Annotated in this window: 13 protein-coding genes; 8 read left to right on the top strand and 5 right to left on the bottom strand. The window is 74.0% G+C overall.

Annotated features, from left to right (window positions below):
- Window positions 1–19 precede the first annotated feature (19 nt).
- Window positions 20–523, bottom strand: coding sequence for an Lrp/AsnC family transcriptional regulator (locus ACGF3H_RS12145; protein WP_362486648.1), 504 nt, complete (start codon window positions 521–523; stop codon window positions 20–22).
- A 189-nt stretch (window positions 524–712) separates the two neighbouring features.
- Between ACGF3H_RS12145 and pdhA the strand changes: the two genes are divergently transcribed.
- From pdhA to ACGF3H_RS12175, 6 genes are all read left to right on the top strand, one after another.
- On the top strand, window positions 713–1,867 hold the full coding sequence (gene pdhA / locus ACGF3H_RS12150) for a pyruvate dehydrogenase (acetyl-transferring) E1 component subunit alpha (RefSeq protein WP_362486328.1): 1,155 nt from the start codon (window positions 713–715) through the stop codon (window positions 1,865–1,867).
- Window positions 1,864–2,868 carry an alpha-ketoacid dehydrogenase subunit beta gene (locus tag ACGF3H_RS12155; protein ID WP_362486331.1) on the top strand — a complete coding sequence of 335 codons (1,005 nt, stop codon included), beginning with the start codon at window positions 1,864–1,866 and terminating at the stop codon, window positions 2,866–2,868. The genes pdhA and ACGF3H_RS12155 overlap by 4 nt, the downstream gene beginning before the upstream one ends.
- Complete coding sequence (locus ACGF3H_RS12160) at window positions 2,868–4,277, top strand: dihydrolipoamide acetyltransferase family protein (RefSeq protein ID WP_362486334.1); 1,410 nt, start codon at window positions 2,868–2,870, stop codon at window positions 4,275–4,277. The genes ACGF3H_RS12155 and ACGF3H_RS12160 overlap by 1 nt, the downstream gene beginning before the upstream one ends.
- Before the next feature lie 78 nt (window positions 4,278–4,355).
- Window positions 4,356–5,312, top strand: coding sequence for an NTP transferase domain-containing protein (locus tag ACGF3H_RS12165; RefSeq protein WP_362486336.1), 957 nt, complete (start codon window positions 4,356–4,358; stop codon window positions 5,310–5,312).
- Window positions 5,312–6,829 carry a molybdopterin molybdotransferase MoeA gene (locus ACGF3H_RS12170; RefSeq protein WP_362486339.1) on the top strand — a complete coding sequence of 506 codons (1,518 nt, stop codon included), beginning with the start codon at window positions 5,312–5,314 and terminating at the stop codon, window positions 6,827–6,829. The genes ACGF3H_RS12165 and ACGF3H_RS12170 overlap by 1 nt, the downstream gene beginning before the upstream one ends.
- Window positions 6,826–7,923 carry a potassium channel family protein gene (locus ACGF3H_RS12175; RefSeq protein WP_362486342.1) on the top strand — a complete coding sequence of 366 codons (1,098 nt, stop codon included), beginning with the start codon at window positions 6,826–6,828 and terminating at the stop codon, window positions 7,921–7,923. Before ACGF3H_RS12170 ends, ACGF3H_RS12175 begins: the two co-directional genes overlap by 4 nt.
- Before the next feature lie 68 nt (window positions 7,924–7,991).
- On the opposite strand, the gene ACGF3H_RS12180 is transcribed toward ACGF3H_RS12175, so the two are convergent.
- Both ACGF3H_RS12180 and ACGF3H_RS12185 read right to left on the bottom strand, forming a co-directional pair.
- On the bottom strand, window positions 7,992–8,843 hold the full coding sequence (locus tag ACGF3H_RS12180) for an ABC transporter permease (RefSeq protein WP_362486345.1): 852 nt from the start codon (window positions 8,841–8,843) through the stop codon (window positions 7,992–7,994).
- Window positions 8,840–9,856 (bottom strand): ATP-binding cassette domain-containing protein, encoded by a 1,017-nt coding sequence (locus tag ACGF3H_RS12185; protein ID WP_362486349.1) that lies wholly within the window; start codon window positions 9,854–9,856, stop codon window positions 8,840–8,842. The genes ACGF3H_RS12180 and ACGF3H_RS12185 overlap by 4 nt, the downstream gene beginning before the upstream one ends.
- 173 nt (window positions 9,857–10,029) lie before the next feature.
- Here ACGF3H_RS12185 and ACGF3H_RS12190 point away from each other — a divergent pair, with 173 nt between their 5' ends.
- A complete protein-coding gene (locus ACGF3H_RS12190) occupies window positions 10,030–11,013 on the top strand; it encodes an NAD(P)H-quinone oxidoreductase (protein WP_362486351.1) in 984 nt (327 codons plus the stop codon).
- Between the two features lie 23 nt (window positions 11,014–11,036).
- Here the strand turns inward: ACGF3H_RS12190 and ACGF3H_RS12195 are convergent, their stop codons facing one another.
- The gene (locus ACGF3H_RS12195; RefSeq protein WP_362486354.1) at window positions 11,037–11,696 is read right to left on the bottom strand and encodes a hypothetical protein; all 660 of its coding nucleotides are present in this window, start codon (window positions 11,694–11,696) and stop codon (window positions 11,037–11,039) included.
- A 562-nt stretch (window positions 11,697–12,258) separates the two neighbouring features.
- Here ACGF3H_RS12195 and ACGF3H_RS12200 point away from each other — a divergent pair.
- The gene (locus tag ACGF3H_RS12200) at window positions 12,259–12,801 is read left to right on the top strand and encodes a bacterial proteasome activator family protein (RefSeq protein ID WP_362486357.1); all 543 of its coding nucleotides are present in this window, start codon (window positions 12,259–12,261) and stop codon (window positions 12,799–12,801) included.
- A 72-nt stretch (window positions 12,802–12,873) separates the two neighbouring features.
- Here ACGF3H_RS12200 and ACGF3H_RS12205 read toward each other — a convergent pair whose 3' ends face one another.
- On the bottom strand, window positions 12,874–14,526 hold the full coding sequence (locus ACGF3H_RS12205; RefSeq protein WP_362486360.1) for a protein kinase: 1,653 nt from the start codon (window positions 14,524–14,526) through the stop codon (window positions 12,874–12,876).
- Window positions 14,527–14,549: the final 23 nt, after the last annotated feature.

Genomic DNA, 14,549 nt, shown 5'->3' on the forward strand with positions numbered 1-14,549 from the left:
CCGGGCACCGGCTCCGTGCTCAGCCCTGCGGTTCCAGGTCCTCCGTCTCGAACACCAGCAGCGTGCGCGTGCTGAGCACCTCCGGGATGGCCTGGAGGCGGGTGAGGACCAGCTCCCGCAGGGCCCGGTTGTCGGGGGTGTGCACCAGCAGCAGCACGTCGAAGTCGCCGCCTAGCAGGGCCATGTGAGAGGCGCCGGGGAGCTTCCTGAGGTGCGCGCGGACCGTGCGCCAGGAGTTCTGGACGATCTTCAGCGTGATGTACGCCGAGGTGCCGTGCCCCGCGCGTTCGTGGTCGACGCGGGCGCCGAAGCCGCGTATCACGCCGTCCTCGACGAGCCGGTTGATGCGCGCGTAGGCGTTCGCCCTCGAGACGTGCACCCGTTCGGCGACCGACCGTATCGAGGCGCGGCCGTCCGCCTGGAGCATGCGCAGGATGTCCTGATCGATCGCGTCCAGCGGGCGCGGGGGCGGCGGGGTGACGGCGTCCTCCGGGCCGGTGGCCTCCCCCGGGCGCTCGGCCATTTGTTCAGATGCCATGTGCCCCCGCCTTCCTACCATGGACGTACTGCGTCCATCTCAGGCTGTGGAGAACCGTTTGTCCACAGCCTGGGGGCGCCTGTAGCCAAAATGTGCCGACGACCGAACAATCGGTAGGTGAGGCCCGTCACACCCGTGCCGGGCCCGAAGCCGCTCCCACGAGGAGGTGCCGTCATGACGGTCATGGAGCAGCGGGGCGCGTACCGGCCCACACCCCCGCCCGCCTGGCAGCCCCGTACCGACCCCGCGCCGCTGCTGCCCGACGCGGAGCCGTACCGCGTCCTCGGCACGAAGGCCGCGGAGCAGGTGGACCCCGAGCTGCTGCGCACGCTGTACGCCCGGCTGGTGAGCGGCCGGCGGTACAACGCGCAGGCCACCGCCCTGACCAAGCAGGGCAGGCTCGCGGTCTACCCGTCCAGCACCGGCCAGGAGGCCTGCGAGGTCGCCGCCGCGCTGGCGCTCGAGGAGCGCGACTGGCTCTTCCCCAGCTACCGCGACACGCTCGCCGTCGTCGCCCGCGGAGTCGACCCCGTCGAGGCCCTCACCCTGCTGCGCGGTGACTGGCACACCGGCTACGACCCCTACGAGCACCGGGTCGCCCCCCTGTCCACACCGCTCGCCACCCAGTTGCCGCACGCCGTGGGCCTCGCGCACGCCGCCCGCCTCAAGGGCGACGACGTGGTCGCGCTGGCCATGGTCGGCGACGGCGGCACCAGCGAGGGCGACTTCCACGAGGCGCTGAACTTCGCCGCCGTCTGGCAGGCCCCGGTCGTCTTCCTCGTCCAGAACAACGGCTTCGCGATCTCCGTGCCCCTCGCCAAGCAGACCGCCGCCCCGTCGCTGGCCCACAAGGCCGTCGGCTACGGGATGCCCGGCCGCCTGGTCGACGGCAACGACGCCGCCGCCGTCCACGAGGTCCTGTCCGACGCCGTGCGCCGTGCGCGCGCGGGCGGCGGGCCCACGCTGGTGGAGGCGGTGACGTACCGCGTCGACGCGCACACCAACGCGGACGACGCGACCCGCTACCGCGGCGACGCGGAGGTCGAGACCTGGCGCCGGCACGACCCCCTCGAGCTGCTGGAGCGGGAGCTGACCGAGCGCGGCCTGCTCGACGAGCAGGGCATCTCGACCGCCCGCGAGGACGCCGAGACCATGGCCGCCGACCTGCGCGCACGCATGAACCAGGACGCGGAGCTCGACCCGATGGACCTCTTCGCGCACGTCTACGCCGAGCCCACCGGGCAGCTCCGCGAGCAGCGGGACCTGCTGCGGGCGGAGCTGGCGGCGGAGGCCGAGGCCGGGTCCGGACCGGAAGGGACCCACCGATGACCACCGTCGCCGTCAAGCCGGCCACCATGGCGCAGGCCCTCACGCGGGCGCTGCGCGACGCCATGGCCGCCGACCCGGCCGTGCACGTCATGGGCGAGGACGTGGGCACCCTCGGCGGTGTCTTCCGGGTCACCGACGGGCTCGCCGAGGAGTTCGGCGAGGACCGCTGCACGGACACCCCGCTCGCCGAGGCCGGCATCCTCGGCACCGCGGTCGGCATGGCGATGTACGGGCTCCGTCCCGTCGTGGAGATGCAGTTCGACGCCTTCGCCTACCCGGCGTTCGAGCAGGTCGTCAGCCACGTCGCCAAGATGCGCAACCGCACGCGCGGCCGGATGCCCCTGCCGCTGACCATCCGCGTCCCCTACGGCGGCGGCATCGGCGGCGTCGAGCACCACAGCGACTCGTCCGAGGCGTACTACATGGCGACTCCGGGGCTCCATGTCGTCACGCCCGCGACCGTCGCCGACGCCTACGGACTGCTGCGCGAGGCCATCGCCTCCGACGACCCGGTGGTCTTCCTCGAGCCCAAGCGGCTGTACTGGTCGAAGGACTCCTGGAACCCGGAGGCGCCGGCGCCCGTTGACCCCATAGGCCGCGCGGTGGTGCGGCGCTCCGGCCGGAGCGCCACGCTCATCACGTACGGGCCGTCGGTGGTCGTCTGCATGGAGGCCGCCGAGGCGGCCCGGGCCGAGGGCTGGGACCTCGAGGTCGTCGATCTGCGCTCCCTGGTGCCGTTCGACGACGAGACGGTGTGCGCCTCGGTGCGGCGGACGGGACGCGCGGTCGTCGTCCACGAGTCGGGCTCCTTCGGGGGACCGGGCGGGGAGATCGCGGCCCGGGTCACGGAGCGCTGCTTCCACCACCTGGAGGCGCCGGTGCTGCGTGTGGCCGGGTTCGACATCCCGTATCCGCCGCCGATGCTGGAGCGTCACCACCTGCCCGGTGTGGACCGGATCCTGGACGCCGTGGGGCGCCTGCAGTGGGAGGCCGAAAGCTGATGGCACAGGTGCTGGAGTTCAAGCTCCCCGACCTCGGTGAGGGGCTCACCGAGGCGGAGATCGTGCGCTGGATGGTCGAGGTCGGTGACGTGGTCGCCGTCGACCAGCCGGTCGTCGAGGTGGAGACGGCCAAGGCGATGGTCGAGGTGCCCTGCCCGTACGGCGGTGTGGTCACGGCCCGCTTCGGCGAGGAGGGGGCGGAGCTGCCGGTCGGGGCACCCCTGCTGACGGTGGCGGTGGGCGAGGAGGCCTCCGGCGGGGGCGGGCGGGACTCGGGCACCGGGGGCGAGGGTGCCGGGGAGCCGCCGGTCCGGCAGCCCGGAGGCGAGCGCGCCGAGGGGTCGGGCAACGTCCTGGTCGGGTACGGCACCTCCGAGGCGCCCGCGCGGCGCCGCCGGGTACGGGCGGACGGGCGGGCCGTCACGGCGTCCCCCGCGGCCGGCGGGGCGAACGGCCGGGTCCGTGCCGCCGAGCCGGTGGACGGGCCGGTCCCCGTGATCTCCCCGCTGGTGCGCAGGCTGGCCAGGCAGAACGACCTGGACCTGCGCGAGCTGACCGGCTCCGGCCCCGACGGTCTGATCCTGCGCGCGGACGTGGAGTACGCGCTGCGTGCCGCCGCCGCGCAGGGCGGCCGTCAGGCGCCCCCTGGGACCGCCACCGCACCGCACCCGGACGACAGGCCCCGGGCGTCGGCGCCCGCCCTCGTGGCAGGGCCGCCGGCCGAGATCCGCACCCCGCTCAAGGGCGTCCGGGGCGCCGTCGCCGACAAGCTCTCCCGCAGCCGGCGCGAGATCCCGGACGCGACCTGCTGGGTGGACGCGGACGCGACGGAGCTGATGAGGGCCCGCACCGCGATGAACGCGGCGGGCGGACCGAAGATCTCCCTCGTCGCCCTGCTGGCCCGGATCTGCACCGCCGCGCTCGCCCGCTTCCCCGAGCTGAACTCCACCGTCGACACGGAGGCGCGGGAGATCGTCCGCTTCGGCCACGTCCACCTCGGCTTCGCCGCGCAGACGGACCGGGGCCTGGTCGTGCCGGTCGTGCGGGACGCGCACGCGCGCGACGCCGAGGGACTCACCGCCGAGTTCGCCCGGCTGACCGAGGCGGCCCGGGACGGCCGGCTGACCCCGGGCGAGCTGACCGGCGGCACCTTCACGCTGAACAACTACGGCGTGTTCGGCGTCGACGGTTCCACGCCGATCATCAACCACCCCGAGGCGGCCATGCTCGGCGTCGGCCGCATCGTCCCCAAGCCCTGGGTGCACGAGGGCGAGCTGGCGGTCCGTCAGGTCGTCCAGCTCTCGCTGACCTTCGACCACCGGGTGTGCGACGGCGGCACGGCGGGCGGTTTCCTCCGGTACGTGGCGGACTGCGTCGAACAGCCGGCGGTGCTGCTCCGCACCCTGTGACGGCGGTGCCCGCGCACACTCTGATTGCGCGGGCTCCCCCGCGTTCCCTGTGATCGCGCGGGCACGCATACTCGGGGGGTGACCGCGTACGAACCCCCGGGTGAGCCCGGCGCAGGCACCGATCCCGCGCCGGGGACGGCCCCTGCCGTGTACGACGCCGTCGTGCTCGCGGGCGGGGCCGCCCGCAGGCTGGGCGGCGCGGACAAGCCCGGCCTGCGCGTGGGCGGACGTGCCCTGCTCGACCGGGTGCTCGCCGCCTGCTCCGGGGCCCGCACCACCGTGGTCGTCGCCGATCCCCGGCCCACCGCGCGGCCGGTGACCTGGGCCCGCGAGGAACCGCCCGGCGGCGGACCCCTCGCCGCCCTCGCCGCCGGGCTGCGGCGCACCACGGCGGAGCACGTCGTGGTGGTCTCGGCCGACCTGCCGTTCCTCGCCGGGCCGACCGTCGGGAGGCTGACGGCCGCCCTCGCCGCGAGCGACGCCGACGGGGTGCTGCTCACCGACGCCGACGGCCGTGACCAGCCCCTCGTCGCCGCGTACCGCGCGTCGGCGCTGCGCCGCGGACTCACCGCGGTCTCCGGCGGCCGGACGGATCTCACCGGGCTGCCGCTGCGCCGGCTGACCGACGGTCTGCGCCTCACCCGCGTCCCCGACGCCGTCGCCTCGTTCGACTGCGACACCTGGGACGACATCGCCACCGCCAGGGCACGCATCAGGGAGCATGGGCACGTGTTGGATGAATGGATCTCCGCAGCCAAGGACGAGCTGGGCATCGACCTGGACGTCGACACCCGCGTCCTGCTCGACCTCGCCCGGGACGCCGCCCACGGGGTGGCCCGGCCCGCGGCTCCGCTGACCACCTTCCTCGTCGGCTACGCCGCCGCGCGGGCCGGGGGAGGCAGTGAGGCCGTCGCCGAGGCCGTCCACAAGGCCGCGGCGCTCGCCCGGCGCTGGGCGGAGGAGGCCGCCGGCTCCGCGACGGACACGCCGGACGTGGCCCCCGACGCCACCCCCGACGCCCGCCCGGACGCCTGATGACCTCCCCCGGCACACGGGCCGGCGAGGAGGCGGAGGACCTCGACGTCGAGGAGGCGCTCGCCCTCGTGCGGGAGAACCCCGGCCCGCCGCCCGGCGACCGCGCCTCCGGCGGACGCGGCGACCGCGCCTCCGCCGGACCCGCCGACCGTGCGCCCGCCGATGACGCGTCCCCCGGGCATGACGCCCACCCCGGCTGCCACCCGCACCAGGACCGCGCACCCCGCCCCGGCGGACCCGCGCGCCCCGGCGGTGACGCGCACGCCGGTGACCGCTCCGGCCCGCGCACCCCGGCGGAGCCCCGGCACCGCGCGACCCCGTGGCCCGAGGCCCGGTCGGTCGCCGAGCGGGCCGGACGGGCCGCCGCCCGTGCGGGCCGCCGCACCCCGGCCCCCGTGCCGCTCGACACCGCGCTCGGCCTCACCCTGGCCGCGCCCCTCACCGCTCTCACCGACCTGCCCTCCTTCGACACCTCCGCGATGGACGGCTGGGCGGTCGCCGGCCCCGGGCCCTGGACCGTGCGCGAGGAAGGCGCCCTGGCCGGGCATGCCGAGCCCGCGCCCCTCACCGACGGCGAGGCCGTCCGCATCGCCACCGGCGCCCGCGTCCCCCTGGACACCACCGCGGTCCTGCGCAGCGAGCACGGCCGCACCGACGAACGGGGCCGCCTGCACCCCACCCGCGACGTCGTCCACGGCCAGGACATCCGGCCGCGCGGCCAGGAGTGCCGCAGCGGCGACCAGCTCCTGGCCGTCGGCACCCTCGTGACCCCGGCCGTCCTGGGCCTCGCGGCGGCCGCCGGGTACGACACGCTGACCACCGTTGCCCGCCCCCGCGTCGACGTCCTGGTCCTCGGCGACGAGCTGCTCACCGAGGGCCTGCCGCACGCCGGCCTCATCCGGGACGCCCTCGGCCCCATGCTGCCGCCGTGGCTGCGGGCCCTGGGTGCCGAGGTCGGCGCGGTCCGGCGGGTCGGTGACGACGCCGATGCCCTGCACCGGGCCGTGACGACGTCCGGGGCCGACCTGATCGTGACGACCGGCGGCACGGCCGCGGGCCCCGTCGACCACGTCCACCCGACGCTGCGACGCATCGGTGCCGAGCTCCTCGTGGACGGCGTCAAGGTGCGTCCCGGTCACCCCATGCTGCTGGCCCGCATCGCGGAGGGGCGGCACCTCGTCGGCCTGCCCGGCAACCCCCTCGCTGCCGTCTCCGGCCTGATCACGCTCGCCGAGCCGCTGCTGCGCACCCTCGCGGCCCGCCCGGCGCCGGAGCCGTACACCCTGCCGCTGCGGGACGCCGTGCACGGGCACCCGCACGACACCCGGCTGGTCCCCGTCGTGCTGCGCGGCGAGGGCGCCGTGCCGCTGCACTACAACGGTCCGGCCATGCTGCGCGGCATCGCGGCGGCCGACGCCCTGGCCGTCGTACCGCCCGGTGGGGTGCGGCCGGGAGAGGAGACCGAGTTGCTCGACCTTCCTTGGGCCGCCGGCGGAATCGGAGTGTGTTTCACGTGAAACTTCCGGGCCAGGACGCGATCGCCCGCCAAGCGGACGAGCACCTCGTGACCCATCGGGTGAAGCTCCCGAGGAAGCTGGTGGAACACCCGATCAGGCAGGTCGCCAAGCGGCTGTCCCTGGCCCTGGTGGTGCTCCTGGTGACCGCGGTGATCGTCTACGCCGATCACGACGGTTACAACGACAACTCGGACGGTTCCGTCGACCTCCTCGACGCCTTCTACTACGCCACCGTCACCCTCTCCACCACCGGGTACGGCGACATCACCCCGGTCAGCGACGCCGCCCGGCTGACCAACATCTTCGTCATCACGCCCCTGCGCGTGCTGTTCCTGATCATCCTGGTCGGCACCACGCTGGAAGCCCTCACCGAGCGCACTCGAGAGGAGTGGCGCCTGAACCGCTGGAGGTCCACCTTGCGCGATCACACCGTCGTCGTCGGTTTCGGCACGAAGGGACGGTCGGCGATCGAGACCGTGTGCGCCACGGGCCTGCGCAAGGAGCAGGTCGTCGTGGTCGACCCCAGCGGCAAGGCGATCGACGCGGCGACGGCCCACGGGTTCGCGGGAGTGATCGGCGACGCGACGCGCAGCGACGTGCTGAACCGGGCCGAGGTCTACCGGGCGAAGCAGATCATCATCGCCACCCAGCGCGACGACACCGCGGTCCTGGTGACGCTGACGGCCCGCCAGCTCAACCGCGCCGCGAAGATCGTGGTCGCGGTGCGGGAGGAGGAGAACGCCCCGCTGCTCAAGCAGTCCGGTGCGGACGCCGTGATCACCAGTGCCAGTGCCGCGGGCCGCCTGCTCGGGCTCTCCGTGCTCAGCCCCGCCGCCGGCATGGTGATGGAGGACCTGATCAGCCAGGGCAGCGGACTCGACCTCGTCGAACGGCCCGTCATAAAGGCGGAGGTGGGCAAGCGCCCGCGCGAGACGGACGACCTGGTGGTGAGCGTTCTGCGCGGGCACCGGGTGCTCGGGTACGACGACCCGGCCGTCGGCGGTCTGGAGTTGACGGACCGTCTGATCACCATCGTGCGGGCGACGCCGGGCACGCAGGTGGCCCCGGACGTCCGCCCGCTGCCCCGCGACTGACGGAAGCCCGCTGCCGGCCGACGGGACCACCGCGTGCCCCGGGTCGGCCCGCGGGGCCCGGGCCCCGGCTACTTGCGGTTGTACAGCCGCATGGTGACCGGCCCGAAGACGAGCAGGAACAGCGCCGCCCAGCCCAGGGTCCAGCCGATCTCGCCGCCCGGCCACTCACCTGCCATCAGCTCCCGCACGGCGGAGGCGAGATGCGTGATGGGGCTGTTGTTGACGAACGCCTGGAGCCAGCCCGGCATGGTCCTCGGGTCCACGAAGACGTTGGACAGGAAGGTGAGCGGGAAGATCACCATCATGCTGACGCTCATCACGGACTTCTCGGTCCGCAGCATCAGGCCGAACATCGTCCAGATCCACGAGAAGGCGAACGAGAACACCAGCAGCAGCGCCACCCCGGCGACCACGCCGACGAAGCCTCCGTCCGGCCGGTAGCCGAGGAGCAGGCCCACGGCCAGCATGACGACCGACGCGATCGTGTAGCGCAGCGCGTCGCCGAGCAGATAGCCGACCATCGCCGACGGCCGCCAGATCGGCAGCGAGCGGAAGCGGTCGAAGACGCCTTTCTCGATGTCGATGTTCACCGAGACCCCGGTGTACATCGTGATCATCACGACCGACATCACCAGGATGCCCGGCAGCACGAACTGGATGTAGTCACTCGGCGAACCCGCCAGCGCACCGCCGAAGAGGTACGTGAACATCAGCAGGTTCATGATCGGGAAGGCGGTGACGTCGAAGAGCTGCTCGGGCACGTGCTTGATCTTGAGGATCGCGCGCCAGCCGAAGGTCAGGGACGTCGACAGGGAACCGGGCCGCGGCGGGCGCTCCCTGGCGACGAGCAGCGTCGCCAGGGACTCGGCGCTCACGGGGGCGAGGTCCTTGCCGTTCTCGGTTCTCGTGGCCGTGCTCATGCCGCCACCTCGTCCTTCGTGTCGTCGGCGGTGCGGCCGCTGTGGCCGGTGTCGTGTCCGGTGAGCGCCAGGAAGACCTCGTCGAGACTGGGCTGGCCGAGGGAGAAGTTGTCCACCGTGATGCCGTTCCGGGCCAGCTCGCCCAGCGCCTTCGCGGCCTGGCCGGCCGCCGTGTCGCCGGTCTCCGCGCCGAGGCGGGCGGTCAGGGCCAGCGGATCGGCTTCCCGCTGCACCTCGGCGGACAGCAGGTCGCGCAGCACCCGCTCGGCCTGGGGCCGCCGGCCGGCGTCCCGCAGCCGCACGTGGACGGAACCCGCGCCGACGGAGGCCTTCAGTTCACCCTTGGTGCCCTCGGCGATCACCCGCCCCTTGTCGATGACGGCGATCCGCGCGGCCAGCTGATCGGCCTCGTCCAGGTACTGCGTGGTCAGCAGCACGGTGGTGCCCTGGGCGACGACCGCGCGGACGATGTCCCACACCTGGTTGCGGCTGCGCGGGTCGAGCCCGGTCGTCGGCTCGTCCAGGAAGAGCAGGTCGGGGGTGTTGAGGATGGACGCGGCGATGTCGATCCGGCGCCGCATGCCGCCGGAGTAGTGCTTGACCTGCCTGGCGGCGGCGTCCGTGAGCCCGAAGGCCTCCAGCAGCCGGTCGCCCCGCTCCCGCGCGGCCTTCTTGCCGTGCCCGAGGAGCCGGCCCAGCAGGACCATGTTCTCGGTGCCGGTGAGGTCCTCGTCCACGGAGGCGTACTGACCGGTGAGGCTGACCCGGCCGCGCACCTCGTCGGCCTCGCGTACCACGTCGTGACCGAAGACGTGGGCCTGGCCGCCGTCGGGCCGCAGCAGGGTGGCGAGCATCTTCACCGTGGTGGTCTTGCCGGCGCCGTTGGGGCCGAGGACGCCGTACACCGTGCCGGCGGGCACCGCGAGGTCCACCCCGTCCACGGCCCGGGTCTCGCCGAACGTCTTCACCAGGCCCGCGGTCTCGATCGCCAGGCCCGACGTGTGCGTACTCATACGTGGTGGTCCCTTCCGCGCTCTTGGGCTACGCATGGGAAGACCTTTACCGTCGCGCAAACTCATCGGTTCCGCACGGGCTTTTCCGGCGGGCGGGTCCGGAGCCGGACGAGGCCCGGCTGCGGACGCGGGCCGAGGGGCCCGGCCGGGGACCGAGGAGTAGCGTCGCCCTCATGCATGCGATCACGATTTCCGAACCCGGAGGCCCCGAGGCGCTGGTCTGGACCGAGGTCCCCGACCCGGTGCCCGGCGAGGGCGAGGTCCTGGTCGAGGTGACGGCAGGCGCCGTCAACCGGGCCGACATCATGCAGCGCCAGGGCTTCTACGACCCCCCGCCCGGCGCTTCCCCCTACCCCGGCCTGGAGTGCTCCGGGCGCATCGCCGCACTCGGTCCGGGGGTGTCGGGCTGGTCCGTCGGCGACGAGGTGTGCGCGCTGCTCGCCGGCGGCGGTTACGCCGAGAAGGTGGCCGTCCCGGCCGGCCAGCTGCTGCCGGTGCCCGAGGGCGTCGGCCTCGAGCAGGCGGCGGCCCTGCCCGAGGTGGTCTGCACGGTCTGGTCGAACGTCTTCATGGTCGCCCACCTCCGTCCCGGTGAGACGCTGCTCGTGCACGGCGGCTCCAGCGGCATCGGCACCATGGCGATCCAGCTCGGCAAGGCCGTCGGTGCGAAGGTCGCCGTGACGGCGGGCACCAAGGAGAAGCTGGAGCGGTGCGCCGAGCTGGGTGCCGACATCCTGATCAACTACCGGGAGCAGGACTTCGTCGCCGAGGTGAAGGAGGCCACCGGCGGGGCGGGCGCCGACGTCATCCTGGACAACATGGGCGCCAAGTACCTGGACCGCAACGTCCAGGCCCTGGCCGTGAACGGGCGGCTCGCGATCATCGGCATGCAGGGCGGCCGGAAGGGCGAGCTGAACATCGGCACGCTCCTCGCCAAGCGCGCCGCCGTCAGCGCGACCTCGCTGCGGGCCCGCCCGCCGGCGGAGAAGGCGTCCATCGTCGCGGCCGTGCGCGAGCACGTCTGGCCGCTGCTCGCCGGGGGCCACGTCCGTCCGATCGTCGACCGCGAACTCCCGATGAGCGAGGCGTCCGCCGCGCACCGGGTCGTGGAGGAGAGCGGTCACATCGGCAAGGTGCTGCTGCTCGCGGCGCCGTAGCCGGGGCGGGGCCGCGTCCCGCCCTACGCTCCGCCCCGGCGCAGGCGGAGGCCGACGAAGGCCAGGGCCAGCCCGAGGCCGACGAGGACCAGCCCGCTGCCCAGGGGCAGGACCTTCAGCACCGGTCCGGCGGCCCCCTCGGTCCGCGCGGCGGACGTCGCTTCAGGCCGCGGCGCGGCCGTCGTGGCCGGCGGGGCGGTCGTCCCGGGCGGGACGACGGCGGCCGGACTGCCGGCGCGGTCGGGGAGGACCCGGATGCCGACGCCCTCCCGGTCGCCGCGGCCCAGCGTGCCGTTCTGCTCCGCCTTCTCCGCCTTCTCCGCCCTCTCCCTTTCCGCCTCCGGCCGCCCCGGCCGCTGACGGCCCTCGCCCGCCCTGCTGCCCGCCCGGGAGGGCTCGCCGTCGGGAGCGGAGGCGGACGGAGCCGGTTTCGAGGGCGCGGACGTCCTGGACCCGCGGCCGGCGTCGGAGGCGTGACCGGACGGCGGACGGCCGCCCTCCGTGCGGGACGCGTGGGCGGTCGCGGAGGCGGCGGACGAGGGACGCGTCCCGGGGCCGTCCGGACGCCCCGGACCGCCGGAGCGGCCGGGGCCGGCCGGGCGCTCCAGGTGCTCGGCAAGACCGGGACGGTCGGGATCACCGGGCCCACCCGGTCCCGACCCCACCGCCCCCGCGGCGGGCACACGCCCTCCGGCGGACGGAGACACCAGCGCCCCCGACACCACGGGCCCCGATACGCCGGGCCGGTACGTCCCGGCTCCCGACACCGCGGGCCGTGAGACCGCGGCTCCCGACACCGCGGGCCGTGAGACCGCGGCCCCCGACACCGCGGGCCGTGAAACCCGCGCCCCGGACAGCAAGGGCCCAGAAGCCCTGGCCCCCGACACCGCGGGCCCCGACCTCAGGGTCTCCGGCGCCGTGAGCCCGGCGCCCTGGGCCGGCCCCGCCGCGCACGGCGACATCAGTACGCCCGCCCCCAGAACCCCCGCCAGCCCCGTCGCACGCACGGTGCGCAGCCATGGAGTCACGTCGGTGACCCCCTCCCGGTGAGTCGCCAGAACGAGCCGTTGCCGACACCGACGGCGCCGGATCGGGGGGTGCCGACACCGACGCGCCGAAAAATCGACGGAACAAGCCTCACACCTACCCGTTCTTCCGGCATTCCGGACTCCGCCGTACGCGGTGGATCACGCTTCTCCGGGGGCACCACACGGATGCGGCACGCGGGTGCGAGAGAATGGCGGTATGGAGATGCCGAGGAACGACAGGTCGCCGGACAATCCCCAGATCCTGGTCGTCGGCCAGGACGGAATGGCGCTGAGCGGGGGCGGTGACGGGGACGGTGAGCCCCGTGAGATCCCGGTGACGGAGCAGGTGGAGCAGCCTGCGAAGGTCATGAGGATCGGCAGCATGATCAAGCAGCTGCTGGAGGAGGTGCGCGTCGCTCCCCTGGACGAGGCGAGCCGGGCCCGGCTCAAGGAGATCCACGCCAGTTCGGTGAAGGAACTCGAGGACGGCCTCGCCCCGGAGCTGGTGGAGGAGCTGGAGCGCCTCTCCCTGCCCTTCACGGACGACGTGACGCCCACCGACGCGGAACTGCGCATCGCCCAGGCCCAGCTGGTCGGCTGGCTGGAGGGCCTGTTCCACGGGATCCAGACCACGCTGTTCGCCCAGCAGATGGCCGCACGGGCGCAGCTGGAGCAGATGCGCCGTGCCCTCCCGCCCGGCGCGGGCCACGACGGCGAGGAGCCCCACCCGGGCCCCCGCTCGGGCGGCCCCTATCTGTGAGCCGGCCGGGACACCGAGTCGGCGAAGGGCCCGGCAGCACCGGCTGCCGGGCCCTTCGCCGTGCGCGTGGGGTCAGGACGTCGGGGGATTGCCCGTCGACACCTTGAGCTGGATCTCCGGCGGGTTCTTCGGGTCGATGTCCGTGCCGGCCGCGGGGAACTGCTCCCTGACCGAACCCTCGCCGTACGTGTTCTCGTCGACCTCGACGATCTTCATCGTCCAGCCGGCCGCCTGGAAGCACTCCTTGACCGAGCCGATGTACTTGAAGGTGAAGTCGGGGATCTGCACCTTGTTGGGGTCGTTGTACGACTCGTCAGGCTCCGTGCACTCGTCCGTCTCGATCGTCTTCGACGTGTCCGGCCCGCGGTAGCCCTCCGGCTTGGCCCCGGACGCGGAGGCGCTGGCGCTGCTCCCGCCGCCCCCGGCCTCGGGATCGTCGCCGCCGTTCATCAGCAGCGCCGCGACCAGACCGCCCACCGCGAGGACGGCTACCACCGCCGAGCCTATGATCACCAGCTTGTTGCTCTTGCCGCCGCCCGAGGCCCCGGAGCCCTGGGACTGGGGCGTGAGGGTGTACGGCGGCGGAGTGTGCGTCCCCTGCTGCGGCGCGTACGCCGACGCGGCCGGCGTCGGGTAGCCGCCCTGCTGCGGATAGCCGTACGCCGGGGAGGGCGCCGCCGGCGCCGGGGTGCCGTACGGGTGCGGCGCGGGCGTCGGCTGGTACGGGGTCTGGACGTGGCCCGCGGGCGCCTGGCCTGCCTGGTCGACCGGCGGGAACACCGCGGAGCCGACTCCCGAGCCGCTCGGCGTGTGCGCACCCGGCACGATGCTCGGCGGCGCGGCCTGGAAGGAGGCCGCCACCCGCAGGCACTCGTCGCGCATGGCCTCGGCGCTGGGGAAGCGCTCGTTGGGGTTCTTCTTCAGAGCACGGGCCACCAGCGCGTCCACGGCCGGCGGCAGGGCGCGGTTGACCGCCGAAGGAGCGACCGGCTCCTCCTGCACGTGCGCGTAGGCGATGGCCAGCGGCGAGTCGGCGTCGAACGGCAACCGACCGGTGACCAGCTGGAACAGCATGATGCCGACCGAGTACAGGTCGGAGCGGGCGTCCACGCCGCGGCCGAGGGCCTGCTCCGGTGAGAGGTACTGCGGGGTGCCGACGACCATGCCGGTCTGCGTCATCGACGTGACCCCGGACTGCATGGCGCGGGCGATGCCGAAGTCCATCACCTTGACCACGCCGCGCTTGGTCATCATCACGTTGCCCGGCTTGATGTCCCGGTGGACCAGGCCCATCTCGTGGCTGATCTCCAGCGCCGCCAGCACGTCCGCGGTGATCTTCAGGGCCTTGTCGGCGGGCATCGCGCCGAACTGGCGGACGTCCTCGTCGAGCACCGAGCCGAGCGGCCGGCCCTCGACGTACTCCATGACGATGTACGGCATCGTCGCGCCGCCAAGGTCGTCCTCGCCGGTGTCGAAGACCGAGACGATGTTGGTGTGCGTGAGCTTGGCCACGGCCTGGGCCTCGCGGCGGAAACGCTCGCGGAAGGCCTGCTCCCGGCCCAGCTCGGTGTGCAGCGTCTTGATCGCGACCTGGCGGTCCAGCACCGAGTCGTAGGCCAGGTGCACCGAGGCCATGCCGCCCTCGCCGAGCAAGTCGCGCAGCTGGTAGCGGCCGCCGGCGAGTGCACGCCCCGCGTACCGGCCCTGTCCGGCGTCCTGGCTCATGTCTCTGCTTCCCCCGTAGGCGC

The sequence above is a fragment of the Streptomyces sp. NPDC048185 genome (assembly GCF_043202495.1).
Lineage (GTDB): Bacteria > Actinomycetota > Actinomycetes > Streptomycetales > Streptomycetaceae > Streptomyces.

Bases quoted from the DNA above. Each gene is read 5' to 3' on its own strand.
- ACGF3H_RS12145 (WP_362486648.1), bottom strand. From the start codon at position 523: ATGGCCGAGCGCCCGGGGGAGGCCACCGGCCCGGAGGACGCCGTCACC.
- ACGF3H_RS12185 (WP_362486349.1), bottom strand. From the start codon at position 9,856: ATGAGTACGCACACGTCGGGCCTGGCGATCGAGACCGCGGGCCTGGTG.
- pdhA (WP_362486328.1), top strand. From the start codon at position 713: ATGACGGTCATGGAGCAGCGGGGCGCGTACCGGCCCACACCCCCGCCC.
- ACGF3H_RS12190 (WP_362486351.1), top strand. From the start codon at position 10,030: ATGCATGCGATCACGATTTCCGAACCCGGAGGCCCCGAGGCGCTGGTC.
- ACGF3H_RS12160 (WP_362486334.1), top strand. From the start codon at position 2,868: ATGGCACAGGTGCTGGAGTTCAAGCTCCCCGACCTCGGTGAGGGGCTC.
- ACGF3H_RS12180 (WP_362486345.1), bottom strand. From the start codon at position 8,843: ATGAGCACGGCCACGAGAACCGAGAACGGCAAGGACCTCGCCCCCGTG.
- ACGF3H_RS12200 (WP_362486357.1), top strand. From the start codon at position 12,259: ATGGAGATGCCGAGGAACGACAGGTCGCCGGACAATCCCCAGATCCTG.
- ACGF3H_RS12205 (WP_362486360.1), bottom strand. From the start codon at position 14,526: ATGAGCCAGGACGCCGGACAGGGCCGGTACGCGGGGCGTGCACTCGCC.
- ACGF3H_RS12170 (WP_362486339.1), top strand. From the start codon at position 5,312: ATGACCTCCCCCGGCACACGGGCCGGCGAGGAGGCGGAGGACCTCGAC.
- ACGF3H_RS12155 (WP_362486331.1), top strand. From the start codon at position 1,864: ATGACCACCGTCGCCGTCAAGCCGGCCACCATGGCGCAGGCCCTCACG.